The 20,660-nt window shown below is 47.4% G+C and carries 18 protein-coding genes; 10 read left to right on the top strand and 8 right to left on the bottom strand.

Annotated features, from left to right (window positions below; genetic code table 11):
• The first annotated feature begins 16 nt into the window (after window positions 1-16).
• The 3 genes from glgA to AC2JC8_RS00080 are packed head-to-tail and all read left to right on the top strand — an operon-like array spanning window position 17 to window position 3,668.
• Window positions 17-1,558, top strand: a complete 1,542-nt coding sequence (glgA, locus tag AC2JC8_RS00090) for a glycogen synthase GlgA (protein WP_484419751.1) — start codon at window positions 17-19, stop codon at window positions 1,556-1,558.
• Window positions 1,558-2,265 carry a hypothetical protein gene (locus AC2JC8_RS00085; RefSeq protein ID WP_484594008.1) on the top strand — a complete coding sequence of 236 codons (708 nt, stop codon included), beginning with the start codon at window positions 1,558-1,560 and terminating at the stop codon, window positions 2,263-2,265. The genes glgA and AC2JC8_RS00085 overlap by 1 nt, the downstream gene beginning before the upstream one ends.
• Window positions 2,262-3,668: a UDP-N-acetylmuramoyl-tripeptide--D-alanyl-D-alanine ligase gene (locus AC2JC8_RS00080; RefSeq protein ID WP_484594007.1), complete on the top strand. Its 1,407-nt coding sequence runs from the start codon at window positions 2,262-2,264 to the stop codon at window positions 3,666-3,668. The genes AC2JC8_RS00085 and AC2JC8_RS00080 overlap by 4 nt, the downstream gene beginning before the upstream one ends.
• 3 nt (window positions 3,669-3,671) lie before the next feature.
• Here AC2JC8_RS00080 and AC2JC8_RS00075 read toward each other — a convergent pair whose 3' ends face one another.
• From AC2JC8_RS00075 to AC2JC8_RS00045, 7 genes are read right to left on the bottom strand one after another with little or no spacing between them, the layout of a single operon-like run.
• The gene (locus AC2JC8_RS00075; protein WP_484400281.1) at window positions 3,672-4,424 is read right to left on the bottom strand and encodes an ATP-binding cassette domain-containing protein; all 753 of its coding nucleotides are present in this window, start codon (window positions 4,422-4,424) and stop codon (window positions 3,672-3,674) included.
• Window positions 4,425-5,600, bottom strand: a complete 1,176-nt coding sequence (gene devC, locus AC2JC8_RS00070) for an ABC transporter permease DevC (RefSeq protein ID WP_484594006.1) — start codon at window positions 5,598-5,600, stop codon at window positions 4,425-4,427. It abuts the gene before it with no gap.
• Window positions 5,597-6,778, bottom strand: coding sequence for a hypothetical protein (locus AC2JC8_RS00065; RefSeq protein ID WP_484400284.1), 1,182 nt, complete (start codon window positions 6,776-6,778; stop codon window positions 5,597-5,599). The genes devC and AC2JC8_RS00065 overlap by 4 nt, the downstream gene beginning before the upstream one ends.
• Window positions 6,779-6,787: 9 nt before the next feature.
• Window positions 6,788-8,134: a bifunctional UDP-N-acetylglucosamine diphosphorylase/glucosamine-1-phosphate N-acetyltransferase GlmU gene (glmU, locus tag AC2JC8_RS00060; protein WP_484400285.1), complete on the bottom strand. Its 1,347-nt coding sequence runs from the start codon at window positions 8,132-8,134 to the stop codon at window positions 6,788-6,790.
• 35 nt (window positions 8,135-8,169) lie between these two features.
• Complete coding sequence (gene aroA / locus AC2JC8_RS00055) at window positions 8,170-9,480, bottom strand: 3-phosphoshikimate 1-carboxyvinyltransferase (protein ID WP_484400286.1); 1,311 nt, start codon at window positions 9,478-9,480, stop codon at window positions 8,170-8,172.
• A gap of 35 nt (window positions 9,481-9,515) precedes the next feature.
• Window positions 9,516-9,974, bottom strand: coding sequence for an RrF2 family transcriptional regulator (locus AC2JC8_RS00050; RefSeq protein ID WP_484400288.1), 459 nt, complete (start codon window positions 9,972-9,974; stop codon window positions 9,516-9,518).
• A 14-nt stretch (window positions 9,975-9,988) separates the two neighbouring features.
• Window positions 9,989-11,560 (bottom strand): UbiD family decarboxylase, encoded by a 1,572-nt coding sequence (locus tag AC2JC8_RS00045; protein ID WP_484400289.1) that lies wholly within the window; start codon window positions 11,558-11,560, stop codon window positions 9,989-9,991.
• A gap of 54 nt (window positions 11,561-11,614) precedes the next feature.
• Between AC2JC8_RS00045 and AC2JC8_RS00040 the strand changes: the two genes are divergently transcribed.
• The 7 genes from AC2JC8_RS00040 to AC2JC8_RS00010 all read left to right on the top strand — a co-directional run bounded on the left by AC2JC8_RS00040 (window position 11,615) and on the right by AC2JC8_RS00010 (window position 18,190).
• On the top strand, window positions 11,615-12,352 hold the full coding sequence (locus AC2JC8_RS00040; protein ID WP_484400290.1) for a 2-phosphosulfolactate phosphatase family protein: 738 nt from the start codon (window positions 11,615-11,617) through the stop codon (window positions 12,350-12,352).
• 36 nt (window positions 12,353-12,388) lie between these two features.
• On the top strand, window positions 12,389-13,207 hold the full coding sequence (locus tag AC2JC8_RS00035; RefSeq protein ID WP_484400291.1) for a carbon-nitrogen hydrolase family protein: 819 nt from the start codon (window positions 12,389-12,391) through the stop codon (window positions 13,205-13,207).
• A gap of 8 nt (window positions 13,208-13,215) precedes the next feature.
• Window positions 13,216-14,319, top strand: a complete 1,104-nt coding sequence (locus tag AC2JC8_RS00030) for an N-acetylmuramoyl-L-alanine amidase (protein WP_484594005.1) — start codon at window positions 13,216-13,218, stop codon at window positions 14,317-14,319.
• Window positions 14,320-14,357: 38 nt separating this feature from the next.
• Window positions 14,358-15,128 (top strand): glutamate racemase, encoded by a 771-nt coding sequence (gene murI / locus AC2JC8_RS00025; RefSeq protein ID WP_484419747.1) that lies wholly within the window; start codon window positions 14,358-14,360, stop codon window positions 15,126-15,128.
• Window positions 15,129-15,160: 32 nt separating this feature from the next.
• Window positions 15,161-16,132 carry a solanesyl diphosphate synthase gene (gene sds, locus AC2JC8_RS00020; protein WP_484594020.1) on the top strand — a complete coding sequence of 324 codons (972 nt, stop codon included), beginning with the start codon at window positions 15,161-15,163 and terminating at the stop codon, window positions 16,130-16,132.
• A 98-nt stretch (window positions 16,133-16,230) separates the two neighbouring features.
• Entirely contained in the window at window positions 16,231-16,461 is a 231-nt protein-coding gene (locus AC2JC8_RS00015) for a hypothetical protein (RefSeq protein ID WP_484594004.1), read from the top strand.
• Entirely contained in the window at window positions 16,454-18,190 is a 1,737-nt protein-coding gene (locus AC2JC8_RS00010) for an alpha-keto acid decarboxylase family protein (protein ID WP_484594003.1), read from the top strand. The genes AC2JC8_RS00015 and AC2JC8_RS00010 overlap by 8 nt, the downstream gene beginning before the upstream one ends.
• Before the next feature lie 11 nt (window positions 18,191-18,201).
• Here AC2JC8_RS00010 and AC2JC8_RS00005 read toward each other — a convergent pair whose 3' ends face one another.
• A complete protein-coding gene (locus tag AC2JC8_RS00005; protein WP_484400298.1) occupies window positions 18,202-20,370 on the bottom strand; it encodes a glutamine synthetase III family protein in 2,169 nt (722 codons plus the stop codon).
• Window positions 20,371-20,660: the final 290 nt, after the last annotated feature.

Here is a 20,660-nt window from a genome sequence, read left to right as displayed (position 1 = left end):
TTAAAACCCGTATCAGATGCGCGTACTTTTCGCAGCTGCCGAATGTGCCCCAATGGTGAAGGTGGGGGGCATGGGAGATGTGCTGGGTTCCCTGCCACCAGCCCTGGCGGTCCTTGGCCACGACGTACGCATAATCATGCCCGGCTACGGCAAGCTGTGGTCGCGTTTGCAGGTGAGCAAGGAGCCCATCTGGCGGGGCCAAACTATGGGCACAGATTTCGCCGTATATGAAACAAAACATCCCAGCAACGGACTAACCATCTACTTAGTTGGTCATCCCGTCTTTGATGGTGAACGCATCTACGGCGGTGAAGATGAGGATTGGCGCTTTACATTTTTTGCTAGTGCAACTGCTGAATTTGCATGGAATTGCTGGAAACCTCAGGTGCTTCATTGCCACGATTGGCATACAGGCATGATTCCGGTGTGGATGCATCAAGATCCTGAAATTGCAACTATTTTCACAATCCACAACCTCAAATATCAGGGACCTTGGCGTTGGAAGTTGGAGCGGATGACCTGGTGTCCTTGGTATATGCAAGGTGATCACACGATGGCCGCTGCTCTTCTTTACGCAGATCGTGTAAATGCAGTATCTCCCACCTATGCCGAGGAAATACGAACACCTCAATACGGAGAAAAGTTAGATGGATTATTGAATTTTATTAGCGGTAAGTTGCGAGGAATTCTGAATGGAATAGACCTTAAAGATTGGAATCCCAGTACAGATAGCCGAATACCTGCCACCTACAGCGTTGCTGATTTATCAGGGAAGGCAATTAATAAGCAGGCTCTGCAACAGCGCATGGGCTTGGGAGTTAACCCCAATACTTTTGTAATCGGCATGGTGAGCCGGCTAGTGGATCAAAAGGGAGTAGATCTTTTGTTACAGGTGGCAGAACGGCTACTTGCCTACACCGATACCCAATTGGTGGTGCTGGGTACTGGGGATCGCCACTACGAATCCGGTTTATGGCAGATGGCCAGTTCCCACCCAGGACGTTTTGCCGCTTTTCTCACCTACGACGATGATTTATCAAGACTGATATATGCAGGGAGTGATGCATTTTTAATGCCCTCCCGTTTTGAACCTTGCGGCATTAGTCAGCTGCTTGCTATGCGCTACGGCACTATCCCTGTAGTGCGGCGTGTAGGGGGATTGGTTGATACGGTTCCCCCTTACGATCCAACTTTGCAATCCGGTAACGGCTTCTGTTTTGATCGTTATGAGGCAATTGATTTGTATACGGCATTGGTGCGGGCCTGGGAGGCTTATCGCCACCGCGATAGCTGGCAAAAGTTGATGCGTCGGGTGATGACTTTGGATTTCAGCTGGGAGCGTTCAGCGCTTGACTACGACGCGATGTACAAAGACGTATGTGGCTTAAAAGAACCAACGCCTGAGGCCAGCGCTGTAGCTCAATTTTCAATCCAGCAACCGCCGGAACAATTGGCTGCTAGAGCTGCGGCAGAAGCACTGGATCCCACTCCCTCTCCTCAACTTGCCCCTCAACGTCGTTTTAATCCGCTTTCGCTGCTGCGTCGTAACGGTGGTTGATGGCGGAAGTCAATCCCCGCCAATCTGGGCCCCCTTCCCTGCTGCCAATCCCCTGGCGTAGCCCCTTACGGATATTGGGGGAAAACTTAAAAAAAGACCTACCAGCTGTACTTGCACAATTGAGGTTAAGTATTCAAGAACTTTGGAGACGCAATGCTGCAGGTGATCTCTTTTCACCCACTTTTTGGCCAACAAATTTAAAGCCATTTTTCTGGCCCTTGCTTTCTTTAGTATTTGTACTACTAATCAGCTTGCTATTAACCAATATTTTACAACCTACTAAACAAAGTAAATCGGATTCCACATTAAATATAGATGCGTTGCTTAATCCTGAGCAAATCAAAGTAAGTTCTAATCCATCTATAGAAGATGAAGAATTATCTATCCAATATTCAACTCCAAGCCTTGATTTAAGCACTGATCCAGTAATCGATAGATTACTAGATTTATTACAGCCAAACGCTGATTTGCCACTAATTGCTTCCCTGCAGCCCTATCCAGAGGAAGGGCGACTGCTCATAATCCCAACCGTAAGCTTTCAAAAATTAACTGTAACTAAAATGCAAGAACAGGCAGATATCTGGTTAGAAAAAACTAATTCAATTGGATTTAGTAAATTGGAATTGCAAACCCAGGATGGCGTTATTTTGGGTCGCTCTGCCCAGGTGGGGCAAGGCATGATTATGTTCATTCCCATAATTCCATGAGTAATTTTCTTTGCCTGCAAGATTTGGCTGATTTATTTGGGAAGCCAATTGAACGTCGCGGATCAGCTTTAGATCCCGGCACTCTCGGCTGGAGTTTTGAAAATGTTTGCACCGATAGCCGCGCCTTGCAGCCCGGTGATTTATTTGTTCCGCTAAGGGGAGAGCACTTTGATGGTCATAATTTTCTTGATGCAGCTGTTGCAGTTGGGGCAGCAGGAGCCCTTGTGGCAAGTAATTGGCCAGGGGAAATTCCAGAACAACTTGCATATCTTCGGGTCGAAGACACCACTGATGCGTTTCAAAAGGTTGCCTTGCTCTGGCGTCAATTTATGCAACTTCCTGTTGTAGCAGTAACTGGATCAGCAGGAAAAACAACCACCCGTGAATTAATTAAGGCCTGCCTGAACCCCCTTGGCAAGGTGGAAGCCAGTAGCGGCAATGAAAATAATGATATTGGTGTACCCCGAACCCTGCTGAGGGCGCGGCCGCCATTGGCTGCTGTAGTGCTGGAAATGGGTATGCGCGGCTTAGGTGAGATCGATCGCCTTAGCCGCTGCGCAGAACCATCTATTGCTGTAATTACAAATATTGGCACTGCTCACATAGGTCGCCTTGGTAGCCGTGAAGCGATTGCAAAAGCCAAGTGTGAAATTACCGCTTCACTTGATCCCCATGGTCTTTTGGTAATTCCAGCTGGTGATCCATTGCTAGAAGCAGCAATAGCGCGGGTTTATAGCGGCAGGGTGATGCGGGTTGCCTTAAATGATGATGAGTTAGGAGTTGGCACACCTGCTGCTGAGCTCATTGGCCAGATAAGTTCTAATGGAAAACAAATGCTTCTTAATGAGCAATCACTTACGGTAGATTTGCCTTTAGCTGGTGCTCATAATGCCCGAAATTTGTTACTTGCAATTGCAGTTGCTAAAGAATTATCTGTTGAACTAAATAGCCTTTGTAAGCTTGAAGTGCAGCTGCCAGGCGGTAGGGCTCGCACAATTGCTTTGCAAGGAAAACTATCAGGAGTTACTGTGCTTGATGAAACTTATAATGCTTCTCCTGAGGCAGTTTTAGCAAGCTTATCTTTGTTGGCTCAGCAACCCGGCCGTTGTTTTGCCGTAATTGGCACAATGTTGGAATTGGGTGATAAAAGCGAGGCCTTGCACCGATTGGTTGGAGAACGCGCATTGGCATTAGCTCTTGATGGATTGTTCGTGCTTGCTGCAGACAATGAAGCAGAGGCATTGATGGCAGGTGCATCCGGGCTGGATTTAGTAAGGCGAGTGAATTCTCCAGAGGCCGCAGCAGAGCAATTGCAAAAGATTCTTAAACCTGGTGATTATTTGCTCCTTAAAGCAAGTAGAGCAATAGCTTTAGAGAAGATGATTCCACTTTTAGATTGCTAATAATTAATGATCGCTACTTTTCATTTTCTTTAGAAAAGCTTCCTCTTGCTGTTCATTTGCTAAACGACCTTCTTCAACAATAATTATTCGATCGGCTACATCAAGAATCTTATTGTCATGGGTAACCATGATTATTGTGGTTTGTTGTTCTTTTGCTAACTCTTGCATTAATTTTACAACCGCTCTACCAGATTCTTTGTCAAGTGCTGCTGTTGGCTCATCGCCCAAGAGAATTTTTGGTTTGCTTACAAGGGCACGGGCGATTGCTACCCGTTGCCTTTGGCCGCCGGATAACTTTGCCGGAAAATAATCGGCCCTATCACCTAAGCCAACTTTGTTTAACATATCATCAGCGATTTGATCCATATTCTCTGAATAGTATTGCTCATGCAGTTCAAGAGAAAGACGTACATTTTTTCTTGCATTAAGAAACATCATTAAATTATGGGCTTGAAATATAAAACCAACATTTAGCCTCAATAGTGCGAGCTGTTTTTTACTGGCACCATTTAACTCTTCACCTAGTATTTTTAGGCTACCTTCTTGGCATGATCGCAATCCCCCTAACATTGTGAGAAGTGTAGTTTTACCTGAACCGGAGGGCCCTGTGCAGATAATTATTTGGCCAGGATAAATATCCAGGCTTAAATCTTTTAGGGCATGCTTTCGGTTCTCGTCACTACCAAACCAATGATTTACATCTCTAAGGGAAATAATTGGCGTTTGTTGTATATCAGATGGAGTAGTATTGTTCATTTAAAATACATCCGCAGGGTCTAATTTAACCAATTTCCGTGTTGCGAGAGCGCCTGAGCCAACACACATAATAAAGGTAAGGCCCAGCACCTGAACAGCCCGTAGGGTTGTCATGTATATAGTTAATTTTGTAACATTAGCAAGCAGAGCGTACAGGCCAGCTGAAAGTAGAACCCCAGGTATAAAACCTGCAACAGCAAGAATGGCTGATTGTTGAATAACAATACTAATTACAAACAAATCCCGATATCCCATTGCCTTCAATGTTGCATACTGAGGCAATGAGTTCATCACGTCACCAAATAAAATTTGATAAACAATGATAGAACCAACAACAAAACCCACTAAAACACCAAGCGTGAATATAAAACCCACCGAAGAGTTCTTTTTCCAGTAGGAAAGCTCAAGATCTGCTAATTCAGCTCGCGTTAGAACTCTTACATTTTTTGGCATCAATGGCTGTAACGCTTTTTGAATCGAAATTGCTGATGCACCAGGTTTAAGGTGAATCAGTCCAAGTTGAATTTTTCTTGCTTGCTGATTAGGAAATAGATATAAAAATGTTGAATCACTAGTAATTAAATTTGCATCAGCTGAGAATGTTGCGCCTAGGCTAAAAGTATCAACAATTTTAATTGATTTATCATTTACTTCAACTGGAATTGATCTGTTGCTCTTTAATTTTGTAAATATATCACCATATTGTTTTTTTGCATTACGATCAAAAAATGCTGTGCCTAGAGGTTGTATCTTATATAAATTATTTTCAATTTCAGGAAAATTAAGCGTTGTTCTGTCCAGGCCTACGCCATAAATAAAAATATCAAACTTTTGCTTGGTTTCAGGAGTTATCCAGCTACCCCTAGCAATTCGGAGCGGTGACACTGCTGCTACACCACTAACGCCTAGAGCCTGATAAAGCCTGCTGCGATCGAATTCTTGTAAAGATCCTAGATTGCTGTAGCCAGAACTTACCATTGTTAAGTCTGCTGAAAGCTTTTCAATAGGTTTACGTTGGCTATTATAAATACTATCCATTAAGCCCAGTTGGAAGAATATTAATAAATTTGAAAATCCAATACCAGCCAATGCGATAGACATTTTGGCTGGGTTATTGCTCACCTGCAGCCACGCCACGGGGGTTTGTTTGAAAAGATTGCGAATTGAAAATTTCATAATTTATCTACCTTCGCTTTATCAAATACAACATTTACTTGAAGATTTGATGCAAGTCGAATTTTTTCTGCCTGTTTTGCATTAGTTAATAGTTTTAATTTTACTTCAAACACCCGTTGGTCCATGTTTTCCCCAGGTTCACCTGCGAAAACAGATTGGCGTTTTACCTGAGGAATAAGTTGATATACTTTAGCTCTGATCGTGCCGTTAAATCCGTCAACAGTTATGGTGGCTAATTGCCCTTTACTTATTTTAGGTAAATCTGTTTGATATACCTCTGCAACAACAACCATATTGGCGGTATCTGCCATTTCAAGTAACCCCTCATCTCCAACTTTGTCACCAGGTCTTGCATTGATTTTCAATATTTGACCATCCTCGGGCGCTCTTATTATTGTATCGTTGTATTCTTGATTTACTCTGTTAAGCGTGGCAAGTGCTTTCTCTAGTTGATTCTGAGCCTTGCTTACTTCTTCCGGCCTAATATCTTTTATTTGTGCGAGTGTATTGCGAGCACTATTGATATCTGCTTGCATAGTGCTAAGGCTTTGGTTACGGTTACTTATGGCTTTGGCAAGATCTGAATCGGTAACATCTGCCCTTGTGCGATATCGATCCCTTTGTATTTCAGACACACCACCAACTTTAAATAGCGCTTCGTAGCGCTCGGCTTCCAGTTTTGCTTCCTTTTGTTTTGAGCGAGCTGAGCTGATTTCTGCGTTTAAGGAAAGTGTTTCACCTGCTAATTGACGCTCTAAACTTTGAACTTTATATTCCTGGGCACCAATTTCACCTTTTTTTGCACCTGATTTAACCAGGTTTAATTCACTTTGAGCTACTTTTACTTCCTGCCTCGCTTCCTGAAGGCTCGCTTGCCTTGCCGCCTGGCTATTAAGTATGGCAAGAGCTGTACCAGCTTTAACTATTTGATTTTCTTCTACAAATAATTTTTCGATTCGATCTCCAGAAAGAGAGCTTGGCAGTGAAATTTTGCGCACTTTATTCTCTGGCTCAAGCCTGCCAAGGGCGGATACTTGCCTGGGGGCAGGGGCAATTTTCTCAGGGGGCTTATTTAACTGACAGCCAACCACAAAAACGCCTGTGCAACCTGTTAAAACAAGGGAAAATAATGAATTTTTAATAAAAGCATTATTATTAAGTGAGTTTTTAATTTCCATAATAAAATTTTAATCGTGATAATCTTCTTTAGTGTACTGACGTGATCGCGCTATGGCAAGTGACCCATCCGGCACATTTTTAGTAATAGTAGAGCCCGCTCCAACCACCACATTATTGCCGATTTCTATCGGAGCAACTAATACACTATTTGCCCCTATTTTGCATTGATTTCCGATCAGGCTAATGTGCTTAGATTTGCCGTCATAGTTTGCAGTGATTGTGCCGGCGCCAATATTTACATTTGAACCAAGAATTGCATCACCTATATAACTTAGATGATTTATTTTACAGCCTGTTGCGATTTTACTTTTTTTGATTTCAACAAAGTTACCAATACGCACCTCAGCTGCAATTATCGCTTCTGGCCTTAGGTGTGCAAATGGTCCAATATTGCAGTTATCTCCTATTGTGGCGCCATTAATAACAGACATTAATACGCTGACATTTTCACCTATTGCAGAATTTGTGATTACTGAGCCTGGCCCAATCTTTGAAAAATTGCCGATTGAGCATTCGCCGCGAAAGTGACATTGAGGTTCAACTACTACGTCTTTACCAAATCTTGTTTCCTCTGAAATTGTGCAGCTTGTTGGATCGATAAAGCTTACACCTTCTTTAAGCCAATGCTCCCTAAGGCGTTTCTGTAGATATGATTCACATTCAGCCAATTGGCATCTGTCGTTGATACCTGTAATTTCTGATATATCATTTACTTCTAAATGTATGGCATTACCTAGAAGTTTTACGGTATCTGTGAGGTAGAGCTCCCCTTGATCGTTATCGCTTTTTAATTTTGGCAATACCTTTTGCAATTCTGTCCATTTAAAGCAATAAATTCCTGCATTAATCAATGTATTTAAACGCTGTAATTCATCGCAATCCCTGTCTTCAATGATCTGATCAACTCTGCCATTCTCATTACTAAAAACTCTTCCATATCCTTTGGGATTTTCAAGATGAGCGGCTAACAAGCTCACTGATGAACCACTATTCCGGTGTAATTGCAATAATTTCTCAAGGGTTTCAGCACGCAGAAGAGGCACATCACCATTGAGCACTAACAGATCGCCTTTGAAATCATTTAGGGGCTCGAGTAACTGCTGAATGGCATGGCCAGTGCCATTTTGAGGTTGTTGAATAACAAACTCTGGTTTTCCTGGGTGAGCTTGGAGCTGCTGTTGCACCCGTTCAGCCTGATGCCCAACTATCAACAAGAGCCGATTTGGCTCAAGGCTGTTTGTGCATTTGATTACCCTCTCAAGCAAGGTGGCGCCAGCCAGCGGCTGTAGCACCTTTGGCAAACTACTTTTCATGCGGGTACCCTTCCCTGCGGCAAGCACGGCTACGGCCAGCATGAGCAATCAACAACTGGGCGGGAATCTACCGGTAACTAGGCCTGGATTTTTGCTAAGTGTTCCCAAAAGCTTGGATAGGAAACCGCAGCTGCCTCAGCCCTAGCAATTTGGCTTGGCCCTTCAGCATTTAGTGCAGCGATAGCAAGGCTCATCGCCACGCGGTGATCTGTTTCGCTATCGAGCATTGCCCCCCTTAGTTTTTGCGAACCTGGAATCACAAGACCATCTGCTGTTTCTTCAATCTCAGCCCCCATCGCTCGCAACTGACGGGCCATCACCGCTAGGCGATCCGTTTCCTTCACCCTCAATTCAGCGGCATCTTTGATCACACTGGTGCCCTCCGCCGCAAGGGCTGCAACGGCAAGGATCGGGATTTCGTCTATGAGGGTTGGAATCAATTCACCACCGATTGTGAATGCATTTAGTGGGCTGGTTTTTACCAGTAGATCTCCCACTGGCTCCCCCGCCACCACTCTGTGGTCGAGGCATTCCACAGCTGCGCCCATCGCTTGAAGCACTGTGAGGATCCCTGTGCGGCTGGGATTCAAACCCACGTTTTCAAGGATTAACTCTGTTCCTGGAGTGAGTAATCCAGCCACCAACCAAAAAGCGGCTGAACTTATGTCTCCTGGCACAACAACCCGTTGACCATGAAGCTGATGGCCGGGTTGCAAATGCACTTCGGGTTCAAGGGGATTTGATACAAGTTGGGCTCCAAAAGCCCTCAGCATTCGTTCGCTGTGGTCTCTTGAGAGGCTGGGTTCAATCACCGTTGTGGGGCCCTCTGCCGTTAATGCAGCCAGCAGCAGCGCACTTTTTACCTGGGCGCTAGCCACAAGCGTGTGCAAGGTTTTTCCCTTCAGCGCTGATCCAGTGATTGCCAGAGGAGCCAGATTGCCCTGCTTCCTGCCGCTGATTTGGGCCCCCATTTGCCCTAGAGGTTTTGCTACTCGCCCCATCGGGCGATTGCGCAGGGATTGATCTCCATCAAGGATGAAGTGACGCCCATGGCATCCGGCTATCAGGCCCAACATCAAGCGCATAGTGGTGCCTGAATTGCCGCAATTGAGGATCGATTCGGGCTCTTGAAGCCCGTTTAATCCCACACCTTTAACAAGAACCTTTGCACCTACTGAAATTTCAGATACCTCTACCCCCATAGCCCTGAGACAGTTGGCGGTGCTGAGGGGATCCTCAGCTGGCAATAGCCCCTCAATTTCGGTGTTGCCTTCAGCGATTGCACCAAATAACAAAGCACGATGGGATATCGATTTATCACCGGGCACGCGGATGGTTCCCCTTAAATTTGCGACTGCACCGCAAATTTTTTTGCTACCGATTGCCATAAAGGTGGTGGGGCTGTAAGCCCAAATCCTATGGATCAGCCGAGCATCAGCCCCCCCTCGGGGTTTAAGGCGGCTTCCAAGCTGCGTTGGTCGTAGAGCAATTCCGCAAGACTTAAAGCTGCCAGCTCCTTTTGCATTGCCCGCAGCAGTCTTTGTTGCAGCTGCAGCTCCAGATGATCGCCGGCGATTGCTGCTGCAGAGGGCTGATTTGCAGGGATGTCGTTTATTACCGCCACTTGTCGCCAACCACCAACAGCGCTGAGTACCGCTTCTAGATAAAGCTCTTGAGGGCTAACTTTTAGTTGATACCCCCCGCTGCGCCCCCTGCTCGCATCTACGAGCCCCGCTCTTCTCATAATTAAAAGCAAGCGCTCCACCATTGCTGCAGGCAAGCCTTGGCGAGCCGCTAATTCAGGGCCCGATATCTTGCTGCCAGGATGGCGGGCCAGTTCCACAAGGGCCCTTAAAGCAATCGTTCCTGCCCTTGTAAGCATTGATGGTTAACTCTTTATCGCTTAGCCCCTTGGCTTGCTAAGCGTTCAAGCACATGTTCAAGTTGTAGGCCAAATAAACTGGGATCCGGCGTAACTACGTTTCCTGAATCAGCTTCAAGGCCTATATCCATTAAACCTAATTCCTCCCAGCGAGCGCTTATTTGCTTTTCCAGATCAGCACTTCTGCTTAATGGCTTTCCCCAGTCGTGGCGTTTTTCGGGGCCGATCTTCGTGGTGGCATCGATAGCCAACCTCCCGCCCAAACCGAGTCTTTCGCTGGCGAAATCAAGGGAGTCGAAGGGGGTATCTTGCAACACGAATAAATCCCTTTGGGGATCAACTTGAGCGGCGATAGCCCACACCACTTGGCGGGGATCTCTCACATTTATTTGTTGATCAACCACCACCACAAATTTGGTGTAGGTGAATTGCGGTAAAGCGCTCCAAAAAGCCATCGCCGCCCTTTTTGCTTGGCCCGGATATGCCTTGTTAATTGAAATAACCGCCAATTTGTAGCTGAGCGATTCCATAGGCAAGAAGAAATCAATGATCTCAGGAACTTGCTGGCGCAGGATCGGCGTGTAAATCCGATTCAGGGCGATAGCAAGCATCGCCTCCTCTTTAGGGGGCCTACCACTAAATGTTGTAAGCATCACAGGATTTTTTTGCTGCGTTATGCAGTGGAATCGCACAAGTGGTGATGCTTCTTCTAGGCCGTAGAACCCCATGTGGTCGCCAAAAGGGCCATCTGGGCCTGTTTCACCCGGGGTGATCGTGCCCTCCAGCACAATTTCACTGTGGGCTGGCACCTCGAGATCAACCGTTTTGCAACGAGCCAGATGCACACCCTGGCCTGCATATAACCCCGCAAATAACCATTCCGAAAGTTGCACTGGAATCGGTGTTGCTGCCGCCATTACCAATAGGGGATGCACACCAAGGGCAACGGCAATTTCCAGCTTTTCGCCCCTGGCAGCTGCTTTACGTAAATGTCCGGCCCCGCCGCGCACGCTGAGCCAATGCACTGTCATTGAGTGGGCATTTTGCTGTTGAAGGCGATAAACCCCCACATTTGGAACACGGGTTTCCGGATCGCGGGTGATCACAAGGCCAAGGGTGATCACCCTGCCTGCGTCGCCTGGCCAGGGGCGGATCAGGGGTAGCTGATCGAGATTTATTTGATCCCCCTTTTGAATAATTTGCTGGCAGGGAGGGAATAAATCCAAATCTGGACGAGCTTTTACCAAATCCCACAGCACGCGTCCGAAGGCAGCGGTTTCCTGCAGGCCTTTTGGCGGCCTTGGTTGTTGCAATAAAGCGAGTCTGCTGCCCAGTTCCTCCAGCTCCTCAACCCGCTCAAGGCCCATGCTCCACACAACTCTTTCAACGGTGCCTAGAAGGTTGAGTACAAGCGGCATGGGGCTGCCGATCACATTTTCAAATAAAAGAGCCGGCCCTCCAGCCGCCAAAACCCGGTCTGCGATGGCAGCCACTTCAAGGTCGGGATTCACAGGAGCGCTGATGCGGCGCAGCTGGCCCCGCTGTTCCAGAAGCTTCAGAAAATCACGCAGGGTGCGCTGCGCCATTTGTATCAAGAAAGGTGGCTCCTACTGTGGCGCACCTAGCCCGTGCCCTGTGCGATGCGTGTTTCCTATTTCCACACCCCCGAGCGGGTGCCTTCTGGCTCCATGGCAGCAGCAGCCGTGGTGATTGATGTGTTGCGGGCCACCAGCACCATGGCCTGGGCACTCCATAACGGCGCAGAAGCTGTGCAGGCTTTTGCCAATCTTGACGAACTCAACGCCGCTGCTGCTGCCTGGCCGCAACAGCTCTGCTTGCGGGCTGGAGAGAGGGGTGGGAGCCGCCTGGAGGGCTTTGATCTGGGTAACTCACCCTTGGCGGTAACCGCTGAGATTGTTGCCGGGAAAAGAATTTTCGTGAGCACTACAAACGGCACTAGGGCCCTCGATCGAGTGCAAACTGCACCTCTTCTTGTTACCGCCGCACTGGTGAATAGATCCGCTGTTGCAAAGCGCTTGCTTCAGCAAGCACCTGAAACCGTTTGGCTGGTGGGAAGCGGCTGGGAAGGCGACTACTCCTTGGAAGATAGCCTTGCCGCCGGAGCGCTTGCAGCCGCATTGCTGGGCCAGGGGGGAATGGATTTGAAAACGATTGCTGCTAACGATGAATTTTGTGCAGCCCATGCTTTGTGGAGCCAATGGCAGCACCAGCCGGAACAGGCGCTCCGCCTGGCCAGTCATGGCCAGCGATTGGAGCGATTAGGTGATCACGACGCTGATTTTGCTTGCTGCGCTGCTCTAGACAGCCTTGAAGTAGTACCAAAGCAAAGCGAGCCAGGTGTTTTGAAGCCATCCTGAAGCTGGGTAAAGTTTGAATAGAAGAACACTTGAGTTTTGAGCAGCTTCCTTGCAGCAGCCTTGCAAATGAATAGCACCCCTGATCCGGATGCCAACTTTGCCCAGGCCGAGGAATTGATTGAGTTAGCGGCCCGCCGCGGTGCTGATTTGGTGGGCCTACCCGAAAACTTTGCCTTTATGGGTGAAGAATTTCGCAAAATTGAATTAGCCCCAAGTCTTGCGGAGCGTTGCAGTCGCTTTTTGGTAACCATGGCGCGTCGATATCAAGTAACTCTCTTGGGCGGCGGTTTCCCGGTGCCGGCAGGGGAAAAGCTCACTTACAACCGTTCAGAATTAGTTGGCGTTGATGGGCTTTTGCTTGCTCGTTACGACAAGATTCACCTTTTTGATGTTGATCTTCCAGACGGAAACAAATTCACGGAATCGGCCACCGTTTGCTCTGGCGACGAATTGCCACCTGTTGTTGCAGTGCCTGGTTTATGCAAAATTGGGCTGTCTATTTGCTACGACGTGCGCTTCCCAGAGCTTTATCGGCATCTGGTGGGAGCCGGGGCTGAATTAATAATGGTGCCAGCTGCTTTCACCGCTTACACAGGCAAAGATCATTGGCAGGTATTGCTGCAATCGAGAGCTATTGAAAATACCGCCTACATACTTGCGCCAGCTCAAACGGGCCTGCACTATGGACGCCGTCAAAGCCATGGCCATGCCCTTGTTATCGATCCGTGGGGCACGGTGTTAGCCGATGCTGGGGTCAGCCCTGGAGCTGCTGTTGCACCGGTTGATCCAAGCCACCTACAGCGGGTTAGGGCTCAGATGCCGAGCCTGCGGCATAGGCGTTCAAGCTTGTTCTGAATTCAGGAATGATTAAGCACTGGCGGCGATGCAGTTTTGCGACTTTTGTAGCCCTGGCTGTTCTTTTTGCTTCGCCAGTTCGTGCGTTTAGTGCTTTAGGCGCATGGCGTATTAATGCTGATGGTGTGTTGGAGCTGCGTACAACACCAAATGTGAATCTCACCGCTTTTTTTGATGCAGGGGGAGATAATCGTGGCCCCAGACTATGGATTAATTTTCCCGGCACCCCTACGCGCCCGCGAAATATTGCAGGGGCAGGCCCGATCAAACAGGTGCGAATCGGAGCGCCGGAGCCTGGCATCACAAGGCTTGTAATTGAATTTTTGCCTGGAACGCAGTTAGATCCCACCCAATTGAAATTAGAGGGAGTTGATAGCAACAAATGGAAACTGCAACTTCCCAATCAGTTGGGAGGATTCATCGCATTCGGTGAAGGCAACGTTGATCGGGTTGACCCAGTTGTGCCAATGCCTGTGCCTGGTTACAAACCAGGTGAAACACAACTTTCGCCGCGTCCGCCCCTACGCACAATGCAAGCAAGCGACCTGCCCCAGGTGAACAGCGGGCGATTTCGAATTGTTATAGATCCAGGCCACGGCGGGCCAGATCCAGGGGCGGTGGGAATTGGCGGAAACCAGGAGAAAGATGTGGTTTTGGAGATCTCTTTGCAAGTTGCTGAACTGCTGCGCAGCAAAGGTGTAGAGGCTTTGCTCACCCGAAGTGGCGATATCGATGTGGATCTGCCACCGAGAGTGCAACTTGCAAACAACAGTGGCGCCGACGCCTTTGTCAGCATTCACGCCAACGCCTTAAGTATGAGCAGGCCAGATGTGAATGGACTTGAAACATTCTATTTTCAGAGCCTAAAAGGTAGAAATTTGGCCAGTGCAATTCATTCATCACTGCTCAAAACGGTGCGCCGCACTGATCGAGGCGTAAAAGAGGGTCGTTTTTATGTAATAAAGGCCACTCGAATGCCCTCCTCGCTGGTTGAGGTTGGATTTCTTACTGGCTCTGATGATGCTGCCGACATGATCGATCCTGCCCATCGCCGTCAGTTATCCCTGGCCATTGCTGCTGGAATCCTTGATTATTTGAGGCTTGAAGGTTGAACTTGCAGCAGGGATTGTCTGCAGATGCAGTACTTGGAATGTTTGACAGCGGCCTTGGCGGCCTCACAGTTTTAAGACGATTGCTCGCTTTGCGTCCTGGCCAGCCCTGTATTTATTTAGCCGATACAGCACGAGTTCCCTATGGCGGCCGCAGCGCTGCCGAAATTCGCGGTATTGCAGCTGAGTTAACCAGCTATTTGAAAAAGCAGGGCAGCCAGGCTTTATTGATGGCCTGCAACACATCCAACGCACTGGCACTGGATGTGGCTGAGGCCACCGCAGGTGGGCCTGTGGTGGGTTTAATTGAGGCAGTAGCCAAGGTTGTAAAAGCCTCTCGTGTTGGTGTTCTGGCAACCCCGGCTACTGCCGGCAGTGGCGCCTATGGCAAGGCCTTTAGGTCTGCAAACACTCAGATCATCGTTGTTGAAGTGGGCTGTCCCTTTTTTGTACCAGCTATCGAAAGACACGATCTAGGCAGCGGGGCCCTAATCGAAGCAGCCAAGAACTACCTTGAGCCACTTTTGGCCGCTGAGGTGGAAACCATCGTGCTGGGCTGCACCCATTACCCACTTTTGGAACCTCTATTGCAACAGCTTCTGCCATCACATATTGAATTGGTTGATCCTGCTATTGCCGCCGTTGATGTGCTTAGCGAAATGCTGCCAGCGCCTCTTCCCCATGGCGCCGATGCCTTTAGCGGTTGCCGCTTTCTCGTTACCGGTGATCCTGAACCCTTTGCAGCAGGGCTAGAGCATTGGCTTGGAGCTAGCCAAAAAGTGGAGTGGGTGAAACTTCAGCAAGCAGGTTGAGCCCCCTAAGATCTATTGATAAGGGTGATTACATGACAACAGTTGCAGAACTACTTCAGCCTGTTGAATCTGATTTGGAGGATCTACTGAGCGATTTACGTGAATTGATCGGCGCCGGCCATCCGATCTTGCAAGCTGCAGCTGAACATTTATTTAGCGCCGGTGGAAAGCGGCTCAGGCCAGGCATTGTGCTTTTGTTGTCGCGGGCACTGTCTCCCAACGGTGAACTGGGGCCCAGGCATCGACGCTTGGCAGAAATTACGGAAATGATCCATACAGCCTCGTTGGTTCACGACGATGTAGTGGATGAGGCAGACACTCGCCGGGGAGTCGCCACTGTTCACAGTAGATTTAGCCATCGAGTTGCAGTGTTGGCAGGCGACTTTCTGTTCGCCCAATCAAGTTGGCACCTGGCAAATTTAGATAATTTGGAAGTTGTTAAATTGTTATCCAGAGTAATTATGGATCTTGCTGAAGGAGAGATTCGACAGGGCCTCTACCGTTTTGATACTGGGCAAAGCTTAGGTTCATATTTGGATAAAAGTTATCGGAAAACTGCATCTTTAATAGCCAACAGTTCAAAAGCTGCAGGGGTGCTATCTGATTTACCAACTGCTGAATTGAAATTACTTTATGAATTCGGAAGGCTTTTAGGTTTAGCTTTTCAAGTTGTGGATGATATTCTCGATTTTACAGCTGATGATGCTCAACTTGGCAAACCGGCTGCCTCTGATCTTGCATCGGGCACTCTCACGGCACCTGTTATCTACGCGATGGAAGAATTTCCTGCGCTTTCCGGTTTGATTGAGCGGGAATTCAACGAAGCTGGTGATCTAGAACAAGCCCTTGCCCTTGTGCATCAAAGTAGAGGGATTGCTCGCTCCCGTGAGCTGGCTGAGAAATTTAGCCATGAAGCCGGAGCTTGCTTAGATTTCCTCGCCCCATCAGAAGCAAAGGCTGCACTGCTAGACCTACCAGAATTTGTGTTAAGCCGTCTTTACTAAAAAAGCCTTATTTGGTGTGGAAACCAAATTAAATGTAAGGGTTTTGGGTTTTGATCCTTTACCGGCTTAGGAATGCTGCATCGCTCGCGATCTGTTCCATGTCTTTTGCTGTCGCCCAACACATCACACTCACAGATCGCCATGGTCATGCCCTGATGGTTTGCGAATTACCCAAAGGCATTCGTCGCGACGAAGTGGCACGCTTACACCATCAAATTCTTGCCAATTTTCATGGTGAGTTAATCAAGCAAGCTCCAACAAAGCCCATTCACTTGAGTTGGCCAGAGGTAGTTAATCGCTTAGAGCAGCGCATGTCCTGCCTTGTCTAGCCAAAATATGAGAGAAGTTGTAAATAATACGAAAATTTCAGTTGTTGCTTATACGTTGCAGCGTTTAGCTGATCTGGGGATAGATAGGGTTTTTGGTGTTCCAGGCGACTACTCCTTTCCTATTAATGATGCTGTAGAAGAAGATCAGCGCTTAACCTGGGTTGCATCAGCCAATGAATTAAATGCTGCCTATGCAGCAGACGGATATGCCAGACGCAGGGGCGCCGCGATACTTTCAACTACTTACGGAGTTGGAGAACTAAGTGCCTTAAATGGTGTTATGGGCGCTATGGCCGAAAGAGTGCCGGTGTTTCACATTGTTGGAGCACCAAGCACAAGAATTGTTAAACAGGGCTTGGTTGCCCATCACACCCTTGGTGATGGAATATTTGGAAATTTTGAGCCCCTTTCAGGCGCTGCCTGCTGCGTAAGTGCACGCCTTAGCCCTGAGAATGTTGTACTGGAATTGGAGCGGGTGATTGATAAAGCATTGGAGGAAAGTCAGCCAGCATATTTAGTAATTCCGATGGATTTAGCTTTAATGCCAGTGCTTGGAATTCCATTAAAAGGTAGCGTAATTGGCACAATTAGGCAAAGGCAAAGCGACCCTGAAGAATTAAATGCAGCATTAACACATGTGTTAAATAAATTAGTTAAAGCGAAAAACCCAATAGTATTGGCTACGCGCACGATATCTCGATTTGGTTTAATTAATACCTTTGAAAAATTTCTCGAATCTAGTGGCCTCCCCTATGCAACTTCACCAATGGATCGTGGGATTTTATCTGAATCCCATCCAGGATATCTAGGTGTATATAGCGGCGATATGTCTCAACCAGCTATATTGAAGCAAATTATACAAGAATCTGATTTGGTATTAGATATTGGCGGTTTGATTCAAGAAGATTTAAATACAGGCATATGGACAGATGGTATTAACCCCAAATCATTGGTAAGCATACGTTATGACTGGGTCCAATCCTCTGGATCTGTTTTTACAAGTGTTGCATTGCAAGATATGCTCGATGGATTAATTGATGCAAAGATTGCTGCAACTTCTAATTGTTATTGGAATGAGAGTCGCCCCGTCCAACCGCCTGCATTTTTGAAGAACACTGGAACAGGCGCTGAGCAAATTACAGCTAAATATTTTTATCCACTTTTACAAAATTTTCTACGCAGTGAAGATGTCCTTGTGCTTGAGGCGGGAAGTTGCATGTTGCAAATTAGCAGCCTGCGTTTGCCCGATGGTGTTGATATGGAAAATCAAACGTTATGGAGTTCAATCGGATGGGCTACCCCCGCTGCAATGGGTGTAGCAATGGCGCAACCTGAAAAAAGAGTTGTATTACTTAGTGGAGATGGAGCTCATCAATTAACAGCTCAGGAGATAGGTGTAATGGGGCGTTATGGCGTAAAGCCAGTTGTAATTATCTTGAATAATAGTTGTTATGGTATAGAAGATATGCTCAGCGATCGCAATCATGAATACAACATATTGGCGCCATGGAGCTACAGTAAATTACCAATAATTATGGGCTGTGATAATTGGTGGTGTGCTCGGGTTGAAAGTGTTGCTGAGTTGGAAAATGCCTTCAAAGATATAAATATGCAACAAAATGCTGCATATTTAGAAGTTGTGGTTCCAGCTAGCGATAGTAAGCATATAGCTCAGGCGATCGTTGATCGCCTGCAAAAACAACATACTCCGCCTGATAGTATTGAGTAATAAAATAATATTTATCGTATAAATAACATCTCTTGATAGGTGGGTAATGGCCAACGATCATCGTCTACCAATAGTTCTAAAGAATCAGCAGCTTTACGCAATTTAAGCATTATTGGCAAAAGTACTTCAGCGCAGTGCTTCATATGGGCAGCGCTGCCATGGGGTGGGTTATTCAAGGCTTGTTCCAAAACAACAATCTGATCTTGAAGATCTTTATTAAGGGAAGAGATCTGTTCAGCCAAACTTGTGTCTATTGGTAAACCCAAGCTCTTTTGCTCCATTAATGATCCGCTGAGATCCCCAAGGCTGCCTTGAACGGCCGGCTGTATTTGGGTGCGGGCCATGCGCAGGGCTAATTTTGCTTCCACCTCAATTGCAAGAATGTATTGCTCTGCATAAACTTCATAGCGGCTTTGTAATTCCACTCTGCTTAAAACACCTTGGCGTTCAAATAGATCAGCAATTTCAGGCCTCTCCAATACAGGAAGTGCATCAGCGCAGGTGGGCAAATTTTCTAAGCCCCTCTCATGCACCGCTTTGTGATGCCATTCTTCCGAATATCCGTCGCCACCAAAAACTACCGAACCATTTTCCTGCATTATCTGTTTAAGCACTGCAAAGGAAGCGTCTTGTAAAGATGCTCCACCTTGAATGCAACGCTCAAGTTCATCGCAAAGCCATTGCAAGGAATCGGCAAGAATTGTGTTCATAGCCACCAGGGGACCTGCCACTGATTGACCCGAACCAACAGCTCTAAATTCAAAACGATTACCTGTGAATGCAAATGGTGAGGTGCGGTTGCGATCACCCGGGTCCTTTTGGAATTCGGGCAGAGTATCCACACCCATTTGCATCACTCCAGCCGTAGAGGAAGATTTAGGTTCTCCCTCACGGATTTGATTAAATACATCCTCCAATTGGCTGCCGAGATACACAGAAATAATTGCTGGAGGTGCTTCATTTGCACCAAGTCGATGGTCGTTTCCAGCGGTTGCAACAACAGAGCGCAGTAAAGGGCCAAAGCGATGAATGCCTCTGATTACAGCACCACAAAACAATAAAAACTGCATATTTTCGTGGGGCGTGTTGCCTGGATCTAGCAAATTGCCCTGAGTTGAATTCCCAACAGACCAATTGACATGTTTCCCAGATCCATTGATGCCAGCAAAGGGTTTCTCATGAAGTAGGCAGGCCATGCCATGTTTTTTAGCTGTGCTGCGCAGCAGCGTCATGATCAGCTGTTGGTGATCTGTTGCAACATTTGCTGCCTCATACACTGGGGCAATTTCAAATTGACCTGGTGCCACTTCGTTGTGGCGGGTTTTGCAAGGTACGCCAAGCCGATAGAGCTGTTGCTCAACGTCTTGCATGAATACCTGAACCCTTTCAGGTATTGCACCGAAATAATGATCATCAAATTGCTGCCCTTTTGCGGAAGGTGCACCAAATAATGAACGGCCAACTAGCAGTAAATCAGGTCGCAAATTTAGAAAGGCCTGATCTATGAGGAAGTATTCCTGCTCGGCTCCACAACTTGAATTAACCGGAGCAACTTCAGTGTTTCCAAGCAAAGTTAAAAGACGCTTTGCCTGGCGGTTCATCGCTGCGTTGGAGCGCAACAAAGGAGTCTTTTTATCAAGAGCTTCGCCGGTCCACGATACAAAAACTGTGGGAACGCAAAGTGTTACCCCATTTGGGGTTTCCATTAAATATGCAGGGCTTGTGATGTCCCAGGCGGTGTAGCCCCTTGCTTCGAAGGTGGAACGTAATCCACCATTGGGGAAAGATGAACCATCAGGTTCCCCCTGCACAAGCAATTTGCCGGTGAATTCTGAAATTACGGTTCCATCGCTTTGAGGCGCGATGAAGCCATCATGTTTTTCAGCAGTGGAATTTGTAAGGGGATAGAAAACATGGGCGTAATACAGAGCTCCATGGCTTGTTGCCCAGTCTTTCATTGCTTGGGCAACAGCATTTGCAACGGAGGGATCAAGCTTTCCCCCTTCACGGATGGTGCGCTGCACCAGCTTGAATTCTTCTTTAGGTAAAGCCTTTTTCATCTTCTCCAATGTGAAGACGTTTTTGCCCCAAAGTTCGTCTAGGGGCTTAGCTGTTTCAGCTGGATAAGAACCACGCAGCTGGATCTGCTCAATAGCACTAAGACGCTGGGGCGAAGGCATGGATTCAAATGATTTTCGGTTACTACTTAAAGCCCTTGACTACCCCACATATGCCATGGAAGGCACGTTTTTTAATTTTCGTGGGTGTGGAGGTAGCAACCGATACAAAACGCTTGCCTAAAAGTGGGGGTTTTGCAAAAAAAAGCCACCCATTGAGGGTGGCAAAATTTGATATTTGAATTTGGCCTTGTGAAAACGGCTTAGTAGCGGTTTCCGCCACCGCCACTGGGACGACCACCGCCGCCGCCACCGCCGCCGTAGCCGCCGCCACCGCCACCGTAGCCGCCGCC

It is taken from the genome of Synechococcus sp., assembly GCF_982614295.1.
This window is presented reverse-complemented; position numbering and strand designations above follow the sequence as displayed.

Coding starts and splice junctions, on each gene's coding strand:
- murI (WP_484419747.1), top strand. CDS start 14,358: ATGTTTGACAGCGGCCTTGGCGGCCTCACAGTTTTAAGACGATTGCTC.
- AC2JC8_RS00050 (WP_484400288.1), bottom strand. CDS start 9,974: ATGCTTACAAGGGCAGGAACGATTGCTTTAAGGGCCCTTGTGGAACTG.
- AC2JC8_RS00075 (WP_484400281.1), bottom strand. CDS start 4,424: ATGAACAATACTACTCCATCTGATATACAACAAACGCCAATTATTTCC.
- sds (WP_484594020.1), top strand. CDS start 15,161: ATGACAACAGTTGCAGAACTACTTCAGCCTGTTGAATCTGATTTGGAG.
- AC2JC8_RS00005 (WP_484400298.1), bottom strand. CDS start 20,370: ATGCCTTCGCCCCAGCGTCTTAGTGCTATTGAGCAGATCCAGCTGCGT.
- AC2JC8_RS00085 (WP_484594008.1), top strand. CDS start 1,558: ATGGCGGAAGTCAATCCCCGCCAATCTGGGCCCCCTTCCCTGCTGCCA.
- devC (WP_484594006.1), bottom strand. CDS start 5,600: ATGAAATTTTCAATTCGCAATCTTTTCAAACAAACCCCCGTGGCGTGG.
- AC2JC8_RS00040 (WP_484400290.1), top strand. CDS start 11,615: ATGCGTGTTTCCTATTTCCACACCCCCGAGCGGGTGCCTTCTGGCTCC.
- AC2JC8_RS00065 (WP_484400284.1), bottom strand. CDS start 6,778: ATGGAAATTAAAAACTCACTTAATAATAATGCTTTTATTAAAAATTCA.
- glgA (WP_484419751.1), top strand. CDS start 17: ATGCGCGTACTTTTCGCAGCTGCCGAATGTGCCCCAATGGTGAAGGTG.
- AC2JC8_RS00045 (WP_484400289.1), bottom strand. CDS start 11,560: ATGGCGCAGCGCACCCTGCGTGATTTTCTGAAGCTTCTGGAACAGCGG.
- aroA (WP_484400286.1), bottom strand. CDS start 9,480: ATGGCAATCGGTAGCAAAAAAATTTGCGGTGCAGTCGCAAATTTAAGG.
- AC2JC8_RS00015 (WP_484594004.1), top strand. CDS start 16,231: ATGTCTTTTGCTGTCGCCCAACACATCACACTCACAGATCGCCATGGT.
- AC2JC8_RS00030 (WP_484594005.1), top strand. CDS start 13,216: ATGATTAAGCACTGGCGGCGATGCAGTTTTGCGACTTTTGTAGCCCTG.
- glmU (WP_484400285.1), bottom strand. CDS start 8,134: ATGCTGGCCGTAGCCGTGCTTGCCGCAGGGAAGGGTACCCGCATGAAA.
- AC2JC8_RS00080 (WP_484594007.1), top strand. CDS start 2,262: ATGAGTAATTTTCTTTGCCTGCAAGATTTGGCTGATTTATTTGGGAAG.